The 22339-nt window shown below is 63.7% G+C and carries 18 protein-coding genes and 2 pseudogenes; 13 read left to right on the forward strand and 7 right to left on the reverse strand.

Going from position 1 to position 22339, the window contains the following annotated elements; all coding sequences use genetic code 11:
• Positions 1-270: 270 nt before the first annotated feature.
• The 11 genes and pseudogenes from ABC766_RS23045 to ABC766_RS34020 all read left to right on the forward strand — a co-directional run.
• The gene (locus ABC766_RS23045; RefSeq protein WP_345819593.1) at positions 271-1233 is read left to right on the forward strand and encodes a WecB/TagA/CpsF family glycosyltransferase; all 963 of its coding nucleotides are present in this window, start codon (positions 271-273) and stop codon (positions 1231-1233) included.
• Between the two features lie 117 nt (positions 1234-1350).
• Complete coding sequence (locus ABC766_RS23050) at positions 1351-2514, forward strand: glycosyltransferase (protein WP_345819594.1); 1164 nt, start codon at positions 1351-1353, stop codon at positions 2512-2514.
• Positions 2515-2579: 65 nt separating this feature from the next.
• Positions 2580-3578, forward strand: a complete 999-nt coding sequence (locus ABC766_RS23055; RefSeq protein WP_342142982.1) for a glycosyltransferase — start codon at positions 2580-2582, stop codon at positions 3576-3578.
• 382 nt (positions 3579-3960) lie between these two features.
• The gene (locus ABC766_RS23060; protein WP_345819595.1) at positions 3961-6369 is read left to right on the forward strand and encodes a hypothetical protein; all 2409 of its coding nucleotides are present in this window, start codon (positions 3961-3963) and stop codon (positions 6367-6369) included.
• 268 nt (positions 6370-6637) lie between these two features.
• Positions 6638-8134, forward strand: a complete 1497-nt coding sequence (locus ABC766_RS23065; protein WP_427902261.1) for a UbiA family prenyltransferase — start codon at positions 6638-6640, stop codon at positions 8132-8134.
• Positions 8135-8138: 4 nt separating this feature from the next.
• Entirely contained in the window at positions 8139-8558 is a 420-nt protein-coding gene (locus ABC766_RS23070) for a GtrA family protein (protein WP_345819596.1), read from the forward strand.
• Between the two features lie 1215 nt (positions 8559-9773).
• Complete coding sequence (locus ABC766_RS23075) at positions 9774-10247, forward strand: aminotransferase class I/II-fold pyridoxal phosphate-dependent enzyme (protein ID WP_345819597.1); 474 nt, start codon at positions 9774-9776, stop codon at positions 10245-10247.
• A gap of 42 nt (positions 10248-10289) precedes the next feature.
• A complete protein-coding gene (istA, locus tag ABC766_RS23080; RefSeq protein ID WP_427902312.1) occupies positions 10290-11588 on the forward strand; it encodes an IS21 family transposase in 1299 nt (432 codons plus the stop codon).
• Positions 11588-12376 carry an IS21-like element helper ATPase IstB gene (istB, locus tag ABC766_RS23085; RefSeq protein ID WP_127991182.1) on the forward strand — a complete coding sequence of 263 codons (789 nt, stop codon included), beginning with the start codon at positions 11588-11590 and terminating at the stop codon, positions 12374-12376. The genes istA and istB overlap by 1 nt, the downstream gene beginning before the upstream one ends.
• Before the next feature lie 62 nt (positions 12377-12438).
• Positions 12439-13164, forward strand: coding sequence for a DegT/DnrJ/EryC1/StrS aminotransferase family protein (locus tag ABC766_RS23090; protein WP_345819598.1), 726 nt, complete (start codon positions 12439-12441; stop codon positions 13162-13164).
• A 59-nt stretch (positions 13165-13223) separates the two neighbouring features.
• Positions 13224-13479, forward strand: a pseudogene (locus tag ABC766_RS34020) (IS3 family transposase); the annotation flags it as partial.
• Positions 13480-13516: 37 nt separating this feature from the next.
• On the opposite strand, the gene ABC766_RS23095 reads toward ABC766_RS34020, so the two are convergent.
• A complete protein-coding gene (locus tag ABC766_RS23095) occupies positions 13517-15034 on the reverse strand; it encodes a GumC family protein (RefSeq protein ID WP_345819599.1) in 1518 nt (505 codons plus the stop codon).
• 290 nt (positions 15035-15324) lie between these two features.
• Between ABC766_RS23095 and ABC766_RS23100 the strand changes: the two genes are divergently transcribed.
• Both ABC766_RS23100 and ABC766_RS23105 read left to right on the forward strand, forming a co-directional pair.
• Positions 15325-16611, forward strand: a complete 1287-nt coding sequence (locus ABC766_RS23100; protein ID WP_345819600.1) for a hypothetical protein — start codon at positions 15325-15327, stop codon at positions 16609-16611.
• Positions 16612-16847: 236 nt separating this feature from the next.
• Positions 16848-17051, forward strand: a pseudogene (locus ABC766_RS23105) (IS3 family transposase); the annotation flags it as partial.
• Positions 17052-17064: 13 nt separating this feature from the next.
• Here ABC766_RS23105 and ABC766_RS23110 read toward each other — a convergent pair.
• The 6 genes from ABC766_RS23110 to ABC766_RS23135 form a co-directional block, all read right to left on the reverse strand.
• On the reverse strand, positions 17065-17391 hold the full coding sequence (locus ABC766_RS23110) for a Rieske (2Fe-2S) protein (protein WP_081948780.1): 327 nt from the start codon (positions 17389-17391) through the stop codon (positions 17065-17067).
• Positions 17384-18088, reverse strand: coding sequence for an ABC transporter ATP-binding protein (locus ABC766_RS23115; protein WP_345819601.1), 705 nt, complete (start codon positions 18086-18088; stop codon positions 17384-17386). Before ABC766_RS23115 ends, ABC766_RS23110 begins: the two co-directional genes overlap by 8 nt.
• Positions 18081-18896, reverse strand: a complete 816-nt coding sequence (locus tag ABC766_RS23120; RefSeq protein ID WP_279899146.1) for an ABC transporter ATP-binding protein — start codon at positions 18894-18896, stop codon at positions 18081-18083. Before ABC766_RS23120 ends, ABC766_RS23115 begins: the two co-directional genes overlap by 8 nt.
• Positions 18893-19927: a branched-chain amino acid ABC transporter permease gene (locus ABC766_RS23125; RefSeq protein ID WP_345819602.1), complete on the reverse strand. Its 1035-nt coding sequence runs from the start codon at positions 19925-19927 to the stop codon at positions 18893-18895. Before ABC766_RS23125 ends, ABC766_RS23120 begins: the two co-directional genes overlap by 4 nt.
• Positions 19924-20796, reverse strand: a complete 873-nt coding sequence (locus ABC766_RS23130; RefSeq protein WP_345819603.1) for a branched-chain amino acid ABC transporter permease — start codon at positions 20794-20796, stop codon at positions 19924-19926. Before ABC766_RS23130 ends, ABC766_RS23125 begins: the two co-directional genes overlap by 4 nt.
• A gap of 394 nt (positions 20797-21190) precedes the next feature.
• Positions 21191-22339 carry an ABC transporter substrate-binding protein gene (locus tag ABC766_RS23135; RefSeq protein WP_345819604.1) on the reverse strand — a complete coding sequence of 383 codons (1149 nt, stop codon included), beginning with the start codon at positions 22337-22339 and terminating at the stop codon, positions 21191-21193.

Genomic DNA, 22339 nt, shown 5'->3' on the forward strand with positions numbered 1-22339 from the left:
GTCCAGTGCCGGCAATGCGGGCACTGATGCTGTTCGGATTGTATCGGCTTGCCGCTTTCATGAGCAAAACCGTTATTTTCGAGCGTGAATTCGAAGCGGTTTCCACCGATCCAATCGACACTTGCCATAGATGCGGAGGCGCGCCTCGAAACCGCTATTCCTGTGCGTCGAATTCGGTATTGCGTTCCGTGAGGCGGCTGGATATAGATTAACGAACTGTTAAGATGCCGTGTTTGCCCTACACCCGTATGATATAGGAGGGATGTAGAGATGTCGCATTTTGGCCGGCTGTCGACATACTTCGAATGGTCAGGTGCTGTTAAGTGGCGGCACCGCGTGGCTGTGGTTGTGCGGCCAGAGGGCAAAGTGTCTGGCCCTCGTGACGACAACACTCCTCAGCCACGGCCGGTTTACGGTGCGCTATTTGATGAGTCGAGCGGGCAAACGTCCCTGATCCGTGTCGGCGGGATTCCCACCGCAGTGCTATCGCGCAAACAACTGGCACGGCGCATGGATGAGGATTGCCGTTTGGCATCTTTGGGGCATCTTGTTGAGCCCAGAATAATCGTTGCATCCAATGGATCGGTAATTGCTAGATTTCATGTTAATAATAACTTCCGAAAACTTATTTCAAAAGCGTCAATCGTCGATGCTGATGGTGCATCGCTGGTCTTTGCGTCGCGCTTGTTTTGTCGAAGCCCGCTGCCCGAGCGGGTAGCGACGACTGATCTCATTCACGACTGCGCCGATCTAGCATCCCAAAAGGGCATACGTTTTTATTTCCTCGGCGGAAAGCCTGAGGTGGCTTTGCGGGCATCGCAAAAGTTGAAGCTGATTTTTCCGGATCTGCAGGTGGTGGGATGCCGCGACGGATATTTTAATCGCGCCGACGCCGATGAGATCTGTTCTGAGATACTCAGCACCGGAGCGCAGGTCTTATGGCTCGGTTTAGGCAGTCCGATGCAAGAAGAGATCGCCTGCTCATGGCAGAAGAAATTGGGCGGTTTGGCCTGGATCAGAACCTGCGGCGGGCTGTTCGATCACATCGCGGAGGACGTTCCGCGAGCGCCGCGATGGATGCAGGGTATCGGTCTGGAATGGCTATACAGAATATATCAGGAGCCGAGACGATTACTATTCCGATATATATGGTCAAATCCCGTCGCAATATTTTATCTTTTGACCAAAACATCCGATGAGCCGATTTATCGTGGATCAGTGACCTTAAAGTGATAAAATATGTTATTCATAGCCGAATATCGATTTGAGAGGACTCACAGAAAAACCGGTTCTATGCCCAAGTGCCGGGCTAGGTGACAATCAATGAGACGGATTGGGATGTGCGCTGCGGTGTCATTGACGGAGCCGATCCAGCGTTCCGTACCGAAAGCCTCGATACGGTCGCAGCCGACCGTTTACTTCTTTGCCAACCATTCCTCATCCGGTGGTGTCGGCGAGCTGTGGAGCGATCTGGCTGCTGGATTGGCGGCTAAGGGATTTCGGACACGTCTCATCGCGCTTTGGCCGAGTGCCGACACATCGATGGCTGGTGATAAACACATCGCGTGGCACCACGTGGTCTCTGAGAAGCCGCGATCAACGCTCCGTCTTCTCTGTTTGATCAGAGATCTTGTTCTGCTCTTCAGGAAGGATGCGCCGGATTGTGTCGTGACGGCGATGCCTGCCACAAATCTATTGGTGCCCGTGGCGGCTTTGCTTTCCTGCAGGCGCATTCGAGCTATCACATCACATCACACACCTGCGAATACGTTGAAATGGCCTATGAACTGGCTTGATCGATATACATCTGTGCCGCCGAACGTCTCGGCGTCGGTCAGTGTCTCGAAGACGGTCGCGACGTCGTATCACTTGAAGCGGGGCTGGCTGCGATCAAAGCAGCGGGTCATCAGCAACGCGCTTTCTCCCGCGATCGAGCAGCATCTTTCGGAATTGTCCCGGATGAGGCAACCGCGCATCGGGGGTGATGCCCGCTTTCGCGTTATAAGCCTCGGCCGCCTCTCAGCGCAAAAGAATTACGACGTCTTGATCAAAGCGGCGTTGTACATGCCAAACGTGATTGTGAGCATCATAGGGCATGGACCTGAGGAGACGAGACTGCGTTCACTGGCTGACCGCCTCGGTGTAACGGATCGGGTAGAATTTCTCGGACTCATGGGCCGCAAAGATGCACTTCGCGTCCTCGCGGCGGCCGATGTCTTCGTGCAGATGAGTCGCTTCGAAGGCCATAGCCTCGCACTCATCGAAGCGGCCAAACTCGGTTTGCCCCTTGTCGTTTCAAATATCCCAGTTCAATTGGAATTTATCACTGACGAAATCGGCCGACACTGCGGCATTTCAGTTGATCTCGACGATGCGCGTAGCTTGGCCCGATCGATTGACCGATTGTCTTCCGATAATAGATATTATGAGGACATGGCTTTGCGATCAAGACATATCGCGGCCGCACTTTCATTCGATAAAACCATGTCACTCTACGAGGATCTTGTGTCTTAAGATCGGTTTTCGGCCGAGGAATGGGTGACGTTCGTCCGTAAGAGTCCTTCGATGCGGAACTGGCAATGAAGCTCACAATTGGGATTAAGGTTTTCAATGAGGCCGCCCGGATCGGGCGGGCGATCGAAACTGCGCTTGTGGCCGCCGCTCCGTACGGTGGTGAAGTCTTGATCGCGGATAGCGGATCCACGGACGGTACGCTGGAGATTGCGTTGCGGTACGACGTAAAGATCGTCCAATTGGCGAATCCAGCCGAACGCTCGTGCGGCGCTGGTGCCCAGCTCGCGTATATGTTCGCCCGCGGAGAGTTCTTCTACCTTCTTGACGGTGATATGGAGATCGATCCTTCATTCATGCCGTGTGCGATACCATTTTTGGAGACGCATCCGGATTTCGCCGGGGTCGGGGGCCGTGTCGAAGAGGCGAATGTCGAGAACCATGAATTCCGCACACGGAAAATCAATGCGGAAAGGAGATGCGCTTATTACCCTCGTCTGATCGATCGTCTCGATTGTGGGGGGCTTTATCGCGTCTCGGCGGTAAAGCAGAGCGGGTATTTCGCAGACCGAAATTTGAAATCATTTGAAGAATTTGAGCTCGCTTCGCGATTGATTGCGGATGGCTGGAAGCTGACTCGGCTCGATGTTCCTGCCGTCGTGCATTATGGGCATACGTCCGAAAGCTATAAGCTCCTGCGGGATCGATTTCTATCTGGCTACGCGAACGGCGTCGGCCAAGTTTCTCGGGCGATCCTCGCCCGGCCTCGCGGTCGGCAAGCGCTTTCTAAACTTACGCAGTTTTGGACATGCGCTATCGTCGTGATCTGGTGGGCCGCAATCCTCGCATTGACGATCTTGGCAGTCTCAGACTGGCATTACCTCCCATACCTGCTCGTGGCGTTTGTCCTACCCGTGCTGTTTCTCATGCTGCGGCGCGGCTCAGTGCAAGCCGGGCTATACTCGTTCGTGGCGTGGAACGCGGTTGCAATCGGCTTTTTTGCGGGGTTCGCAGCATCGCGCCGATCGCCAACGGATCGATTGGACGCGGTGATCATTAAGGGCTGACTAATCGGCAAGTGAGGGTTGCTGATATTGGCAAAATTCGGGCTTGATGTTTCATTCGCGCAAGACGTGGATCTAAAACCCTAGGCCTTTATCTCGATGGCTGTGTTCAAGTGCTTGAGCTTGTAGTTCGAAGAGCGAGAAAATGAGAAGGCGAGGCTGATTGTGGGCGTCCTGACCATAACTGAATCAGGGGTAGGCCAATTGTTCGCTTCGGTTCAATTGACCATGTGGCCGAACACCGCGATGCTTTCTGGAAGGCGCGGGTGCGGATCGATCGGCGACCGACAGGTCTGGCAAATCCCTGTGCGGTGCCGGGATCGGATCAATTGGCGGTCCGTTGCTGCACTAGGGTTCATGGTTCCAGCCAATGTTGGTTGAGTTGATGCTGGCGGAACTGGGTCTTGCGGACCCGAAGATGACCGGGCGATCTGCGGTCGCGCATCGCATGTGGAGGCTTCGTCGGCCGTTCGATCAGCGACGCTCGTCGATGATGCGCCTGTCGCTGTCCGTGTCGTTACGCGGTTTCGCCCTGTTGCTTTGGGGGCTCGTGGTGCTGCCCGTCGCTCGTGCGGAGACCTATCTCTGGCGGCCGGTGAAGATCGGCGGGGGTGGATTCATAACCGGATACTCATCTGACGCCAGCGGGTCGACGCGCGTTGTCAGAGCGGATGTGTACGGAGCTTATATCTGGAGCGACACGGCCAATCGGTGGGTCCAATTGGTAACCTCCGCGTCTATGCCGTCGACGTATCATGTTCAGAACGGCCTGAACGAGGGTGTTTACGAGGTCGTCGTTGCGCCGTCCGACGCGCGCCAGATCTATCTGGCTCTGAAGGGACGGGTCTTTACCTCGCGGGATGGAGGGCGGTCATTCGCCGTCTCATCGACGGCTCCGTTCGAGCATGGATTCGACCCAAATAGCGAGTTCCGCAATTATGGGCCGTTCATTTCGGTCGACCCTGCGCGCCCGGACGTTGCGCTCTTCGGAACCCCGGCGGATGGTCTCTGGCGCACTGAGGACGGAGGCGTGACGTGGTCACGCATCCCGACCGTGCCTCCGGCGATGGATCTACGTCCGGCGCAGGACGGCCATCAGAGCCCCGGCATCATCACGTGGTTCGAGAAACCGGGCGGCCAAGTCGCAGGGCGCGTCTGGGCGATGTCGGCCGGAAACGGCCTTTTCGCCTCGTCCGACGGCGGCCGAAGCTTTTCCCGCCTGGCATCCGACGGGCAGGGCGGGCCGTCGCTTCTCACGCAGGGCGCCTTCGCGCGCGACGGGACCTTCTTTGGTGTCGATCGCGAGACACGAATGGCTTGGCGTTATCGCGGGGGTGCATGGCAGAGCCTTACATCCAACGGAGGCCTGCCGAGTCTGCCCTTCGCAGCCGTGGCGATCGACCCGGACGATTCACGCATCCTCGTCATCGATCAAAGCGGAACGGTGTTCCGATCGAATGACGGAGGACGGTTGTGGACACGACTGGCGCATGAGTCTCGGGTCGGGTCCGGCGACCCGCCATGGCTTCGCGTCAGCAATGCGTCCTACTTCGCCATGAGCCGGATCATGTTCGATCCTGTGAAGAAGGATCGGCTCTGGGCTGGCGCAGGCATGGGCGTATTCTACGCCGACCTCTCCGACTCTTCGCGGACAGTGACGTGGGTCAGCCAGACCCGGGGGATCGAGGAGCTCGTCGCGAACGACGTCAACCAAGCCCCAGGGCAGGCCCCCCTGTTTGCGGTCTGGGATTTCGGTATTCACGTCAAACGGGACCTGACAGCGTACTCAACGACATACGGGCCGAAAGAGCGTGTGCTGATCGCAGCACAGCAAGTGGCGCTGACACCCGCCAATCCGCGATTCGTCGTGACGAATGCGTCTGATACCCGAACGTCCTGCTGCTCGGAAGACGGCGATGCCGTGCTGGCCGGGTACAGCTTGGATGGCGGCGACAGCTGGACCAAATTCGCCGCGCTTCCGACCCCTCCGGGGACCCGTCCCGAGGACCCCTGGCGCATGTCGTTCGGTACGATCGCGGTCTCGGCCGGGGATACGAACAATATCGTCTGGGAGCCGACCTATAACCGCGCCCCGTTCTACACCAAGGATCTCGGCCGAAGCTGGCGACGGGTGGTACTGAGCGGCGAGTCCCTTCCGTTCACGGGCTCACATCCGCACATATACCTGTCGCGGAAGACACTTACGGCGGACGGCACACGGCCCGGCGTCTTCTATCTCGTCCACAGCGGGGAGGGGGCGAATCAGCGACTCCAAGGGCTTTGGCGGACGGGCGACGGTGGCGAGACTTGGCGCCACGTCTTCAAGGGTGAGATCGCGCCGAACACCGCGTACGCCGCGAAGCTCCGCGCTGTGCCAGGTCGACCGGGCGAGCTCTTCTTCACGTCGGGCATCCCATACGCAACGGGGACGCCCCTGAGGCGCAGCCGCGACGGCGGGGAAACCTGGACCTCGATCCGCGGTGTCAGCCAAGTGGATGATATCGCTTTTGGTCGACCTGATCAGGCAGGTTATCCTACAATTTTCTTATCCGGTCGGCTGAATGGCGAATATGGACTCTGGCGATCGATTGATGAAGGTGAGAATTGGACGAAGATAGGGGCTTTCCCCGTCGGCAGCTTGGATCAGGTCACTGTTCTCGGCGCCGACACCGATCATTTCGGCCGTGTCTACGTGGGTTACATGGGGTCCGGTTTCCTGGTCGGGGAACCGGCCGACTGCAAAGCGAAGCCCTACGCATTCGGAGAGGACGCAGAATGCTTTTCGCTGCGCTGAGACCCGCGAACGCGGCCTCTCCGGTCCCCGTGTGGCCCCGAAGATCGGCGCTGTGGCGACTCCGGCAATGAGTCTCCGGCTGGGAAATTGTCATCTCGGTCGTGACCTGACCAGCCGGATATGGATCACGGCAATTCAGCAGTCGTGTTTGAGGTGGCCCTATTTAAATCGGTAGCGGAGCTTTCGGTCTGTGATGATGCGATCTGTTCTGCACGATATCACCCGCCGCATTCAGTATGGCCGGTCTCCGAGCTTGGGAGCCGGATCCGTGCTGTCAGGGCACATCGCTTCGGGGGTCGAGGCCGTTCGGCACCCGGCTTGGCCGAAACTCGGGTCTCGCGAGGTTCCCCTCATCCTCGATCTCGACGGAACGCTCCTGCGGACGGATGTCCTCTACGAGAAGGCGCTTGCGTTGGTGCGGGCCGATCCGCTGAACGTCCTGCGCATGCTCTACTGGGCCATGGGCGGCCGCGCCCACCTGAAGCGGCGCATGGCCCAGGCTGTTACGCTCGACATTGAGGCGCTGCCGGAAAACCCCGAGCTGGTCGCCTTCGCAGAGGCCGAGGCCAAGGGAGGCCGGCCGATTCACATGTCGACCGCCACCGACAATGTGACGGCCTCCCAGATCGCCCGCCGCTTCCCGTTCATCAGCAGCGTCATCGCCAGCGACGGGCAGACGAATCTGAAAGGGTCCGCCAAAGCGGCTGAGCTCGCCCGCCTTTTCCCGCTCGGCTTCGACTATGCGGGCGACAGCCGCGCCGATCTGCCGGTGTGGCATGCCGCCCGGCAGGCGATCGTGGTCGGCGCCTCCCCGGGGGTGGAGCGCGCGGCCGGCAGAGCAGCCGACGTCGCCGGCGTATTCCGGCGCCCGCCTTACGGTCGCCTGCTCCTCAAGAGCATGCGGTCCCATCAATGGGCCAAGAATGCGCTTGTTCTCGTGCCCGCAGTCCTGGCCAACCGCTTCCTCGACCCGTCCGCCCTCGGGTCGCTCGCGATCAGCTTCGTGGCGCTCTGCCTGATCGCCTCGGCGACCTACATCCTCAACGACATCTGGGACGTGGCGGACGATCGTCGGCATTGGTCGAAGAAGAACCGGCCTCTCGCCAGCGGCCAGTTTCCGATCGTCTACGGCCTCGCCGCCGTGCCGGCCGGCCTGGGAGCCGGATTCCTGCTCGGCGCACTGGCTGGCCCGAAGGTGGTTCTCACGCTGGCAGCCTATACCGGGCTGACGCTCGCCTACTCGTTCTATCTCAAGCGGGTGGTCCTGCTTGACGCCTTGACGCTCGCCAGCCTCTTCACGATTCGGTTGGCGGTGGGCACCGCCGCTGTGGAGGCCATCGCCTCGCCGTGGCTGTTCGTATTCTCGATGTTCCTGTTCACCTCCCTGGCCTTGGCGAAGCGCCACACCGAGATCGCCCGTGCCACGGCGCGCGGCGCGGCTCAGATCAACGGACGCGGCTACGTGGCAGTGGATTTGCCCCTCGTGCTGGCCGCCGGTGTCGCCGCGGGCACGTCCGCGCTCCTGATCTTGGTGTTCTACGTGATCGACGACGCGTTCAAGCAGACCTTCTATGGCGATGTGGCATGGCTCTGGGGCTTCCCCCTGGCGCTGTCGATCATCCTGGGGCGAATCTGGGTCGCGTGCCAGCGCGGCACGCTGCAGGATGATCCGGTTGTCTTCGCGCTGACGGACCGGCTGGCGTTGACGGCCGGCAGTGCGCTCGCGATGTGCTTCGTGCTGGCTTGGGCGGGCTTTTCGGTCTGAGATGATGCGGCTCTACCTGCAGGAACTCATCCGCCTCGACCAGCGCGTCCGATTTCTGCTCGCGGGCGGCTTCGCCTCGGGCGTGAGTTGGGCATCACGCTTCCTGTTCAACACCGTAATGCCGTTCGCGCTTGCGGTCGCCACAGCGACCGCGCTCGGCATGGTGATCGGCTTCCTGATCTACCGCAGCTTCGTCTTCCCGGGCTCGTCGCGATCCCTTGCCGCGCAACTCGGGGGGTTCCTCCTGGTCAATCTGATCGGGGGACTCGTCACCGTGGCGGTGGCGATTGTCGCACGCGATGGGCTGTTGATGCCGCTCGGCCTTACAGAGATCGCGGCGCCTGCCGCGCACGCGATCGGTATCATGGCGGGTGCCGTCGCCAACTATGTTGGACACAAGACGGTCACCTTCAGGACGGCCTGAATGCTCCTGCGTGAGCGCTGATCATGCCCCTGTGCTGCTTTCCCGCGCGCGGCGTCAAAACGGACTGTCGCGCATCCGCGGATCATCCCCTCGAGCCTTGCCGCGCACGTTCGTCGGCTGGAGCGGCGCGAGACCCGCCGAAGCCGCGCCGGTTAGGCCGAATCGCGCCGCCTGGAGCCCTCCGTTCCGGAAGGCCGGGGATGCTGCGCCTCACCCGAGCCAGACGCCGCGATTTCGCGATCGCTGAGGTGTCGGCAACGTCGTTCCGAACGGTGGTCCGAGCGGCTTCGGCTGGTGCGGTCGTCTTGATCCTGGAACCGCGCGCTTATCCCAGGAACCGGCGGTCGATTCGTTGCCGCGCAGCCAGGTTGGATTGAGCGTCACGAGCGATCAGGAGGTCGAGCGGTCGGTTCGCTAGCAACCGATCCCGTTAAGCCGCGCCCCGCTGGCGCATGAGCCAGCATCCAGCGAGCAGAGCGGCACAATTGCCAGAGATGAAGACCGCGAGGATCGAGAAAACCAGGCCGCTGCCGATCGTGGAGATGAACGCAACGAGAGCCGCTGCGAAAGCCGAGGCGATGATAAAGACCATGTCTGGGCATCCTCGCTTGGAGCAATCGCCAGCTCACGCCGATCGCGAACTCTCCTCGTCAATCGTTACAGAAGCGTAAACAGTAATTTGCCAGCGCAGCACCTCGGTAAGGCCGACCACCGGACCCCTATCGCGACGACGCTCATGAACGGTGAACTGGACCGCGTCGCGCCTCAGCCGATGCAACCGAGGACGGCGCCGAGCTCGGCCCCCGGTCTCAACGACGTCCCCGCCGGCACGGCAATCGGGATCTCCTGTCCGCAGCTTGGACTTGAGCAAGGCAGCAGCGATCGCGTCGCGCGAGAAACCCGATGGCATCTGCGGGGAACCGCGCAGGCAATGGGGGCCTTCATTGAGTCGGCGCGTGTTTGGGCCCTGCGCCGCGGGTGCGCCGTATGCTTAGGGGGACGCGACCCTTGGCGACCGGACCAAGGGCGCAAAGCGGCCTCGGCCGTGTCGGCCCGCGCGAGCCTGACGCGCGTCGCGTCGACAGACATCAGAGCAGATCAGACGATCGGACGGCCGTCTCGTGGGGGGCTTGATCGGTTATACCGCGCGGTATTCCGACTGCCCGGACGGTGTATACTGATACCGAACAACCCTCCTTCAGCGAGGTCAGCTGAATGGCTGTCCCATTTTATCGACACGCCCTCCCGGCTTGCTACGCTGAACGTGTCGCGTCGGTTCTCGCGAGTCCCTTTCTCACGAGCGGTCCGCGGTGCCAGGAGGTCGAAACGACGCTGCGCCGCTTTTTCGGGGTCGGGAGCGCCAAGCTGACGTCAAGCTGGACGCAGGGCGCGGTCGCAACTTTGCTCGCCCTCGATATCGGACCGGGCGACGAGGTCATCGTTCCTGCCATGACATTCGCCGCGACAGCCAATGTCGTCCGGCAAGTTGGAGCGACACCGATTTTCGTGGACGTTGATGCGCGAACGTTGCTCATGGACCTGACCCAGGCAGGGCAGGCGGTGACCACGAGGACCAGAGCCGTCATCCCGGTTCACCTGTATGGCCACATGGTGGATATACCGTCGCTCAGGGCCGTGATCCCCGAGTCGGTCAAAATTGTCAGGCGACACGGCAAACTGACCCCCTGACGCCATGAGGATCTGACCCCCTCGATGAGCGAGGAGGTCGAGATGATCAGGAACGAGGCTCAGGCTCTGACGCGGATGGACGATCCGTGGAGGGCCGAGATGAAGACGCCGGACGACGTGTCGGCGATGATGCGGCTGCAGGCGCTCGGCTGGGGCGCGAAGCGGATCGCAGCCGAGCTTGGCTGTTCGAAGAACACGGTGAAGCAGTGGCTGCGACGGGGGGATTGGCGCCCCTGCGCGACGCCCTCGCGCTCGAAGCAGCTCGACGGCTTGGCGGACTGGCTGGTCGAACGCTTCCGGCAGCATGCGGGCAACGCCGACGTCGTGCGCCAGGATCTGGCGACCGAGAAGGGCATCCACGTCAGCCTGCGCACGGTGGAGCGGGCGGTCGCGCCGTTGCGGCGGGATCTGGTGATCGCCGCGCGGGCGAGCGTGCGGTTCGAGACGCGGCCGGGCGAGCAGATGCAAATCGACTTTGGCGAACGGCGCGTCGAGATCGGCGGCGTGCCGACTCGGGTCTCCCTGTTCGTAGCGACGCTCGGCTACTCGCGCCGCCTGCACGTGCGTGCCTTCGGCCACGAACGGCAGGAGGACTGGTTCGCCGGGCTGGAGAGCGCTTTCCGGGCTTTCGGCGGCGTGCCACACGAGGTGTTGCTCGACAACGCTCGCGCCCTGGTCTTGCACCACGACCCTGTGAGCCGCGAGGTCGTCCTGCACCCGCGCCTGCACGCCTTCTCCCGCCACTGGGGCTTCCGGGTGCGGGCCTGCGCCCCGTACCGGGCGCGCACGAAGGGCAAGGACGAGCGCGGCGTCGGCTACGTCAAGAACAATGCCGTGGCCGGCCGCCGCTTCGCGAGCTTCGCAGCCCTGGAGGCGCATCTCGATGCCTGGACGCGGGACGTCGCCGACCGGCGCGTGCACGGCACGACCGGCGAGGCGCCGGGCGAGCGGTTCGCCCGCGACGAGGCTCGGGCGCTACGGCCGCTCGCGGGCGTGCCGCCGTTTTCCGCCGCGCGCGATCTCGTGCGCCGGGTCGGAGCGGACTGCGCGGTTGCGGTCGACGGCAACGCTTACTCGGTACCCTGGCGGCTGATCGGTGAGCGGGTGCGGGTCACCGTGAGCGGAGCGGTGGTGCGCGTCCACCACGGCGGACGGGAGGTCGCCGCGCATGCCGAACTGAAGGGACGTCACGGCCGTGCGGTCGACGACGCTCATCTGGCCGGGCTCGTGGGTAGCCGTGAGCGACCGGCTCATCGGCGCGACCCGCCTCCTCTCGTGGCGACGCCGGAACTGCTGCGTCCGCTCGCCGAGTACGAGGCTGTCGCCGGGGGAGGCTTCTGATGAGCGAGGAACACGATCACCTCACCGTACTGCTCGACCGCCTGAAGCTGACGGCCATGCGTGACCAACTCGACAGCCTGATCGACGAGGCCGGCCGGGGCGAACTGACGATCCGCGAGGCGCTGACGCTGTTCTGCGAGCGGGAGATCGCCCGGCGCGATCAGCGGCGCATCGACATGGCCTTCGGGCTGGCCCGCTTCCCGTTCGTGCGCGACCTGACCGGCTTCGACTTCGGCGCACAGCCCTCGTTGGACAAGGCGCAGATCCGCGAGATCGCCACCGGCCGCTTCATCGCCAACGGTGAGGCGGTGCTGCTCCTCGGACCACCCGGGGTGGGCAAGACGCATCTGGCGGTGGCGATCGGGCGTGCGGCGATCGTGGCCGGCTACGGCGTGTTGTTCACCCCAGCCACGACGCTCGTGGCGCAGTTGGCCAAGGCGCACGCCGAGGGGCGGCTGGAGGAGCGGCTGACGCACTATGCCAAGCCGAAGCTGCTGATCATCGATGAGCTCGGCTACCTGCCGTTCGAGCCGGATGCCGCGCACCTGTTCTTCCAGCTCGTCAGTCGCCGCTACGAGCGCGGCGCGATGCTGGTGACCTCGAACCGGGCGGTGGGCGAGTGGGGCAGCGTGTTCGGGGACGCGGTGGTGGCCACCGCCATCCTCGACCGGCTGCTGCACCATAGCCACGTCGTCACCATCCGCGGTGACAGCTACCGCCTGCGCGAGAAGCGTCGCAGCGGACTTCTACAGAGGGCCGCTATCGTCCCCAACCCCACGCCCGTCTAGGCGAGGAAACCGGCATGGGGGTCAGATCCTCGTGACGCGAAGGGGTCAGTTCCGGTTGTCGCTTGAAAAAAATCATTGAAGACGCGGCGCACTGCTTCGAAGGTACGCGAGACGGCCGGCGTCCGGGGCAGCTCGGCGATGCGGCGATCTTCTCGTTCTACGCGACCAAGAATGTGACCTGTGGCGAAGGCGGCGCCGTCGTCACAAACGATTTGGCTCTGGCGGATGCCTTGGCTCAGACCGTTCAACACGGCATGTCGGCGAGTGCGGCCCGGCGATTCGAGGGGCATACCTACCGCCATTGGGACATCGCCCGCTTGGGGACGAAGGCCAACCTCCCGGATTTGCTCGCGGTCCTTCTGGAGCCGCAGATCGCTGAGATCGACCCGCAACTGCAGATCCGGGAACGTCTCTGCAGACGGTATGAGGCTGCACTCGCGGGCACGCCCTTCAGATGGCCGACCATCGACGCCGACGCTGTCTCGGCGCGGCATCTATTCCCGATCCACGTTCCGGGCGGGGCGCGGGATGCCGTCTTGAATGCTCTCGGCGAGGCCGGGATCGGTGCGACCGTGAACTATCGCTGTGTTCCCGCGCTGAGCCTGTACCGCACCGCGCAAGCGCAGCTTCGTTTTCCCATCTCCTGGCACTGGGGCGAAGGTACGCTCTCGCTTCCGCTATACCCGAGCCTGCGTGAGGATGAGCAGGACGAAGTGATCGCGGCCCTGCGGCGTTCTATTGCGACAACGGGCTTATCGGGCGCCGAGCCTGCACCGATCGCGTTCTGATCACACCTCGGTTTCTCGCATCCCTCGGGTGTGCCCCAGCTGTTCGGCAACGGTGTCGGATGGCCAGGACAAGTCGGGCGTTCACGCCCGATGGCCAATGCGAAGCCGCAGCGTACCTCGCTGAGCGGGCGCTCGCCCCGCGTTTTCGGTCGGCAGGATCGATGCGGGCTTCTTCCTCCCGCCCGGTTGCGTCCCTGTCCGATCAGGCTGCTGAGATCGCGCGGTCGCGTCGTATGCGCGACCGAATGCCAGGGGAGCGCAACGTGCAAGGATGTCCATCGGCATCTTCGCGGAAAGGCCCGAGTGAGCGTCGCCGTCGCGGCAGCGGCATCACCCAGGATTGAGCAGCGCTCTAAGATCCTGACTGCGTCCGTGCGCGGCGCTTGAGGTCGGCCATCGCGAAATAGGCCGACGCCTTCCGGAGAAGCTCATTGGCCTGCGCGCCGGGTGTCGAAGCGTGTGCGGCGGCGAAGCGACCGGGAGCAGCCGGTGCGTCCAGGGCCGTCGCGTCGGACACCGGTCGCGAACCGTACATTTCGAGCATCAGGGACGCCGATGCACCCAGGATCAGACCGAACACGACGCCGAGCCCGAGGAATTGAGCCCCGTTGGGAAACACGGCCCGGAGCGGAGTCGTCGCCGACTGAATCACACGAATGTTCGTCAGCTTTGCCGATCTGAGATCGGCATTGATTTGCTCTTCGGTGGTCCGCTTCGCGTAGAGTTCCGCATTCAAGGTCGCCTGGGCGACATCGCGTTTCAGCCTCTCGAATTCGGTCTGTTTGCTCACAAGCGTCGTCAGGTCTCGGTTGACGGTGCTGATCTCCTGCTCCTGCTGCTTGACGAGATCGAGAAGGCCGGCGATCTCGGAATTGACCTTCAGCAGCGCCACCATCGAGTCCTGATAGACGCGCACCATCAACAAGGGCGGGTCGCCCCCGCCGGCCGTGTTCTCTGAAGAGCCGCGTGACGGCGACCGACCTTTCTCGTCACCGCCGAGATTTTCGACCAGATTCGACACGAACGGAGATTGTGTCACCGGCTTGAGAAGTCGCAGCTGTGCGACAAGCGCCCCCTTTTGACCCTGTTTATCGACCAGCGAGCTGCGCGTCGCCGTCAGAGCCGCCGCAATGTCGCTGGCCCGATGCAAAAGCAGGCTTCGCTCATCCTCCACGGAGTACATTCGTTCCCGGCGGGAGAAATGCTCCAACAGTCGGGAGCGCATCTCCACTTCTTCGTTGAATCGCTTTTTCTGCTCGCGAAAGAAATCGATGGCGCCCGGCGTATCGGCGAGACGGATCTGGCGCTCGATGAACGATTCGGCGACGGCGTTCACGAACGCCGCCGTCAGACGTGGATCCGTGTATTGAAACGAGATTTTCAGGACCTCGGAATTGGGTTCAGTCCGCACCGTGAGGCGTCGGCTCAGGACGGAGGCGACCAGATCGATATCGGAGATGCCTGAGTCCTTACCCCCAGCGTTCTCCGGGACTGCCCCCTCTGTGTCACGCCGGCCATGGACGATCTGCCTCAGCCATCCTCCCAATCCGGGAAGGCGGGATAGGCCGACGCCTTTGAATTTATCGAGCCCGACGCGATTGATTGCGCCGCGAACGACATCCTCGCTTTCCGCGATTCGAGCTTGAGAGGTGATCAACTCAAGCTGCTTCCGGCTGCCATCGGAAATATTCTCCGAAGCTTGACTGACAAGAAGCGATGTCGATGCTTCATAGACCGGTGCGATCAACAAATAAGCTGATAAAAACAGGGCAATACCGGCGCCCACCGCCAGGACCATCAATGCCTTATGTTTCCACATGCATCGCAACACCGTGCCTATCGAAGGCTTCATGTCTTGATCGTGCAGCATAAACGACATCCTGCTGGCGTGCGCTCTATTTATATTCGAGCCGCGGATTCAACGGCTAAACTAAAAAACGCACAAATTACTGCGAGCGTTACTCCATTTTAAGGACTTGATATTTTCTGCGATTAGGCGTTCATTCAAAAGTCGGCGCTTAATCGCTAGTGCTCAAGGATATCGTGACCTTAGCAGGATTCATGCCTGAATTGCAACAACGCTCTTTATTCGCCCTTCGAGGCGAGACGTATTATATTTGAATTGGTGCTGGAATGCTCGTTTGGAAACGAAATATTTCCATGAAGATCGCCGTTGCACAGGCCGTGCAAATCATCGCGCCCTACATGCTGGCCGTATCCGGCCCATTGGTGCTGTCAGCGACACAATTCGTTCTGTCAGTCGTTCTTGTCCATCTGATGAGCCCGAAGGACTTTGGCACTTTTTCGTTCCTTATGGTGACATCACAATTTCTGATGAGCTTTTCCGGCGCCTTACTGTGTGCTCCCCTTCCCGTCGTGATGGCGAGAGCCAGCAACACATGCGATGCCGCTACTGTCGAGTGTTTGTTTGGTGTGAATATTATTATCGGACTATTGGTTTTTGTGATGATTACCGCGCTCAGTGCTGCTCTCGGGATTGAAATTCTACCTGCAGCCCTATTCGGAGGATTTGCAAGCCTGACAATGCTGCGCTGGTTCGGTCGCGCCTATGTGTATGCGATCGGCCTGCCGCAACGTGCCACCCTGTCCGATATCGTATCCGGCGTCGTCCTCGGCGTCGGCATCGGGTTGATCGCGTGGCAGGGCAGCGCTTCCCCCCTCTTCGCTTACGGATTTCTGATGCTCAGTGCAGCCGGCGGTCTGCTGGCGTTCGGGCCTCGTCATCTCGCGGAACAGCTTCGATTGCCCCGCCTCGAAGAATTGTCGCGCTATGGTGCCGTCTGGAAAGAGCATTCGAGCTGGTCGCTGCTCGGACTGGTCACGACGGAGGCCACCGGCAACGCACATGCTTATTTCGTGACCCTGATCTCGGGTGCGGTCGCCTTTGCGGCGCTCGCGGCGAGCGCACTCCTGATCCGGCCGGCCATCATCCTGATGAACGCCCTCGGAGAATTCGAGAGACCGCGTCTCGCACGGCTCGTCGCCCAACAGCGATGGAGCGACGTCGATCGCACGCTGTCCCTGTTTCGATTCATTCTCATGAGCGGCTGGTTCGCAACCTTGGGTCTCGGCGTCATTGTCGCCTATTTCGCGCCCTCGCTTCTGTTTTCGAAAGACTACGATTTGCTTTACGTTCAGAAGGCATTTGTCCTCTGGTTGGCGATCATGGGCCTCCGCCTTGTCCGCACCCCGGAAAGTATCTTGCTGCAAGCCGCAGGGCAGTTCCGGGTGCTGGCTTTCTCAAGCGTCTACTCGTCGGTGATCTCAGTCATCCTCGTCGTTGTCATGGTCTGGGTGGTGGGGCCGCTGTACTCGATGGTCGGCGTTCTCGCAGGCGAGGCGATCTTCACGCTGGCTGTATGGCGCGTCGCGCGCGCCTGGCGCTGGAAGGGCAGGCAGGCGTCTCCGCACGTGCAGTTGCCGTGAACGCGTGCAGTCTTCGCGATCACCGCCGCAGACGGCTCATCGTGGCCAGCTGGACGCGCCCGGGCGGCACGGGGCGCGCCGGTCTGCGCCGCTGACGGTCGCCGCGCCCGGCACGACGCCTGCCCCGACCCCGGTTCACCATTCCGAGGGCGGTCTGCAACTGAACTGTGGACTCACCTCGGAGACCCGGAGAGCGCTTTCCGTGAACGCGGAGGCCGTCCACACTTGGGTCTGGTGCCGCAACGGTCCGTCTTGCTCAGATGAGCGGACGGTCTCGCCGCGCGGCGGCCGCCGATCTCGGCGTCAGGCTCCCGACCGTGCGCAACGGGATCGACGGCCGGCGTGATCGCGAGATGGACGCGGCACCCGCAGAGCGGTTGAAGGGCACGGCTGCCGCGCTGAGGCGCCTGCACCGCGGGAACGCCGTGCAGCGTCAGGACGGCTCGAGACACATCATTTCATCCTGAGCCATAGCCCGTCCGAAGCCGACTCGATCTCGAACAGGCGAAGGGCACGAAACGACCAGCCCGGTGAGACGGAGCCATCTCGGAGATCGAAAGAGGCGAGATGCCTGGGGCAGAGCAGCCGTCCACCGACGCACTGGCCGAGAGACAAGTCTGCCCCCTCGTGCGGGCAGGCCCGCTCGGCGGCTACGATCCGCTCGCCATCGCGCACGAGAAGCAGATGGTATCCTCGGACGGTGATCGCCACCGAGTTCCGCCCGGCGAGAAGGTCGTGCGGGCCGAGGCAAATCCGCTCTGGCCCGTCCGTCTCAGCCACCGAGATAGGCGTCCCGCACGTGGGGATCGGCGATGAGGTCCTGCCCGCGCCCCGCGAGGACGATGCGGCCGGTTTCGAGCAGGTAGGCGTAATCGCAGAGTTCTAGGGCCGCGAACGCATTCTGCTCGACGAGCAGCACGGTCGTGCCGGCATCGCGGATCGCCCCGATCACCGAGAACATCCGCTCGACGATGTTGGGGGCGAGCCCCAGGGAAGGCTCGTCGAACAGCACGAGCTTCGGGCGCCCCATCAGCGCGCGGCCGATCGCCAGCATCTGCTGCTCGCCGCCCGACAGCGTGCCGGCCGCCTGGTCGCGGCGCTCCGCGAGGCGCGAAAACTCCCCGTAGATGCGCGTCAGGTCCGCCGCGACCGCCGCCCGGTCGCGGCGGAGATAGGCGCCCATGGCGAGGTTCTCGGCGACCGTCATCTGCGGGAAGACGCGCCGGCCCTCCGGGCAATGGGCGATGCCCGCCGCCAGGATCCGGCGGGGCTCCGCCCCCGCGATGTCCCGGCCGGCGAACCGGATCGCGCCGGAGCGCGGCGCGACGAGGCCGGAGATCGCCCGGAGCGTCGTGGACTTGCCGGCCCCGTTCGCACCGACGAGGGCGACCAGCTGGCCCTCGCGCACGTCGATCGTGAGCCCTTTCAGCGCCGTGACGTGGCCGTAGCCGCAGATGAGGTCGCGGATCTCAAGCATGGACCGCCTCCTGCGCGGCAGCGGCGGCCTGCCGGGCCGCGCTGCCCTGGCCGAGATAGGCCTCGATCACCGCCGGGTCGCTGCGGATCCGATCCGGCGGCCCCTCGGCGATCAGGCGGCCGTAATTGAGGACGACGATGCGGTCGGAGACCTCCATCACCATCGGCATGTCGTGCTCGACGAGCAGGATGGTGACGCCGCGCTCCCGGATCTGCCGGATCAGGCGCACGAAGACCCGCGTCTCGGAGGCGTTCATCCCCGAGACCGGCTCGTCGAGGAGCAGCATGGCGGGCTCGGTGGCGAGCGCCAGCGCCACGCCGACGAGGCGCTGCTCGCCGTAGGCCAGGGCGCCGGCCTTCTCGTGCGCCCGGCCGGCGAGCCCGACCCAGTCGAGCAGCGCCGCGGCGCGGGCGCGGAGCTGCCTCTCGCCGGCCCCCGCGCGGCCGAGGAGCGCGTCGAGAACGGGCGCGCGGCCCGCCGCGGCGCCCATCTGGTGCAGGCCGATCATCACGTTGTCGAACACCGTGTCGTCCGGGAAGACGCTGGTGCGCTGGAAGGTGCGGGCGAGTCCGAGCCGCGTGATCGCGTGCGGCGGCAGGCCCTTCAGCGACGTGCCGCGGAAGCGGACATCGCCCTGGCTGGGCTTGAGGAAGCCCGTCATCACGTTGAAGGCCGTGGTCTTGCCAGCCCCGTTCGGGCCGATCAGGCTGACGATCTCGCCGGCCTGGACGTCGAAATGCAGGTCGGCGATGGCGACGAGGCCGCCGAAGCGGACGCCGACATGCTCGACCGAGAGGATCGCGCTCATCGCTGCACCGCCGGGTTGGCTTCGAGGACCGGGATCGACCGGACCTGCCGGCGGCCGAGCAGCGCTGACAGTCCCGGCACGATGCCCCGCGGCATCACGAACAGGATCACGATCAGCACGAGGCCGTAGACGATCCACTGCGCCTCCGGCGCCATGACCGGGCGGAGCGCCACTGGCAGCAGGCCGAAGATCAGGCCGCCGACGACCGGGCCCATCAGGCTGCCCTTGCCGCCCGCCACCACCATGATGACCATGGTGACCGTGGTGGCGAACAGGAACACGTCGGGATCGATGATGCGCAGGTAATGCGCGTAGAGGCTGCCGGCCGCGCCGGCCATCGCCGCCGAGATCACGGCCGCGACGGTCAGCGTGCGGGTGGCGTTGATGCCCACCGAGAGCGCCAGGGACTCGTTCTCCTTGAGGCCCCGCATCGCCCGGCCGAAGCGCGAGCCGACGAGGCGGGCGATGATCAGCCAGCACAGCGTGCCGACGGCCAGCACGAGGTAGTAGTTCTGGAGCTTGGTCTTCAGAGTCCACATCCCGAGGCCGGGCAGACCGAGGGTGATGGCCGGGATGTTGGTGAGCGCCAGCGGTCCCTGCGTCAGCTCGACCCAATTGAGGGCCACGAGCCGTACGACCTCGGCGAACGAGATCGTGACGATCACGAAGTAGGCGCCCCGCACCCGGAAGGAGAGCCGCCCGATCAGGAAGCCGCAGCCGCCCGCCGCCACCGTCGCCAGCAGGAGGCCGGCCACCGCCGGCCACGGCTCGTGGACCGCGCGGATGCCGAACCCGAGATCGACGTCGAAGCCGAGGCTCGTCAGCGCGCTGACATAGGCGCCGATGCCGAAGAACGCGATGTGGCCGAGGCTGAGCTGCCCGGTGAAGCCGAGGAGCAGGTTCAGGCTCATGGCGCCGATCGTCAGGATGCCCGTCACGATCAGCGCGTTGAGGAGGTAGGGGTTGGCGCCGAGACCCAGGGGCAGGGCGACGAGGCCGGCGAGCAGGGCGAGGGGGAGAAGCCGGGTCATCCGATGCGCTCCGCCTTCGCGAACAGCCCGGTCGGCCTGTAGAGCAGGACTGCGATGATGATCAGGAAGCCCATCGCGTCCCGGTAGCCGGAGGAGACGTAGCCGGCCCCCAGTTCCTCGGCGAGCGCCAGGATGAAGCCGCCGATCGCCGCGCCGGTGACGTTACCGAGCCCGCCCAGGATGACGATGGCGAAGGCCTTCAGCTCGGCGAGGCCGCCCATCTGCGGGAACACCACATAGACGGGACCGAGGAGAGCGCCGGCGGCCGCCGCCAGCGACGAGCCCAGCGCGAAGGTCGCGGTGTAGATCCGGCGGACGTCGACGCCCATCAGCGCCGCCGTGTCGGAATCCTGGAAGGCGGCGCGCATGGCGAGCCCGAGCTTGGTCCGGTTGATCAGCGCATAGGTCAGGGCGATCAGGGTCAACGCCGTGCCGAGCACGAACAGCCGCAGCCACGACACCGAGACCGGGCCGATCTCCAGCGGCGCCTCGGGGAAGGGCGCGGGGATCGCCTTGGCGACGCCGCCGAAGGTCCAGAGCGTGCCCGATTGCAGGATGATCCCGGCGCCGATCATCACCAGCATGGTGGTGTCGATGTCCGAGCCCCGGAACGGCCGCAGCAGCAGCAGCTCGATCGCGGCGCCGAGCAGGAGGCCGCCGAGGATCGCCACCGGCAGCGCCAGGAAGAAGTTCAGCCCCAGCGCCGCGACTGCGAGGTACATGACGTAGGCGCCGACCGTGTAGAGCGCGCCGTGGGTGAAGTTCACGACGTTCATGATCCCGAAGATCAGCGTCAGGCCGATCCCCAGCAGCGCGTAGGTGCCGCCGAGGATGAGCGCGTTGACGAGGTGCTGGACCAGTTCGGTCATGGGCTTCTCCTGGCAGGTTGCGTGCCGGATGACCGGCGCCTCGCTGCGTGCGGGGACACGCGGGTTGCCAATTCGGGAGCCGGCACCGCGCGTCTCCCTCCCCCCTCTGCGGGCTTGCGGATTCACACGTTCGGTTCGGCAACATCGGTGCACGGTGGAGCACGGGTCCCCTCTCCCGTGCGGGAGAGGGACAGGGTGAGGGGCGAGAACTCACCGGAAGAGGCACGCCCTGTCGACGCTTCAAGGGTGCGCTCGATCCTGAGCGTTCTCATCCCTCACCCCAACCCTCTCCCGCCCTGGAGAGGGGGCCCGTCGCGCTCTGCCGCCAACGTCGATGTCTCCCGGGGATGTGTGAAGACCGTAGCTCTGCGGGGGAGGGCGCGCGGCGGCAGCCCTACAGTGCCGGCACGATCACCTTCCCGTCCTTGATCTCGATGAGGTAGACGTCGGGCTTGCTCTGGCCGCTCTCCTTCCCGGTGGGGCCGGCCTTGGCGAAGCGGATCGGACCGTTGAGCCCGACGAAGTCGACCGACCAGAAGGCCTTGGTGATCGCGGCCGGATCGGCCGAGCCCGCCTTCTCGATGGCGTGGGCGATCGCGCGGATGCCGTCGTAGCCGCGGAAGCTCTCGGTCACGCCGGCGAAGTCGAAGCCGCGCTTCTTCCACGCGGCGATGAAGGCCTCGGTGGCCTTCGGGTCTGGCGTCCTGTCGGGCGACCAGGGCAGGAACGTCGTGAGGTGCATCGTGCCGTCGGCGGCCGCGCCGGCCTGGGCGATGATCTGGTCCGGGTTCTGCGATCCGCCGGTGGTGATGACCCGCTTCTTCAGGCCGAGCGCCGCCATCTGCTTGAACAGCAGCACGAGCTGATCGACCGAGCTCGTGATCATGATCGTGTCGGAATCCGAAGCCTTCAGCTTGGCGAGCTGGGCGCTCATGTCCTGCGCGCCCTGGTCCATGGTCTCGACGAGGCCGACCGCGACGCCCTTGTCCTTAAGCATCTTGCCGAAATCGGTCGCTGCGCCGCGACCGAAGTCGTTGTTGAGGACGAGCAAATCGACCTTCTTCAGCCCGAGGCGGCCGACCATCGGCGCGAAGGTCTCGGCCTCCAGCGACGAGGGCGGCGAGATCCGGAACACGTAAGGGTTGCCGGAGGTCGTGATCTTGCCGGACGAGGAGGTCTCGACCAGCATCGGCGTCTCGTAATCCGCGAGCTTGGGCATCACGGCGAGCGTCAGGCTGGAGCCCCAGGCGCCCATCATCACCGGGGTCTTGTCGCTGGTGATCAGCTTCTCGGCGACCGCGGCGGCCTCGGTCGGGTTGCTCTTGTTGTCCTCGATCACGAGTTCCAGCGTCTTGCCGAGGACGCCGCCCTTGGCGTTGATCTCGTCGGCGGCGATCTTGGCGCCGTTCACCACGTAGGTGCCCGAGGCCGCGAACGGCCCGGTCAGGGGCTCGTTGACGCCGATGCGGATCGCGTCCGCCCGGGCGCCCGTCGCCGTCAGCGCCAGCAGGATCGCGGTCGTGAGGGTGAACCTGCTGGGCAT

Origin of the sequence: Methylobacterium fujisawaense, assembly GCF_039619325.1 — a bacterium.
In the GTDB taxonomy this organism is placed as follows: domain Bacteria; phylum Pseudomonadota; class Alphaproteobacteria; order Rhizobiales; family Beijerinckiaceae; genus Methylobacterium; species Methylobacterium fujisawaense.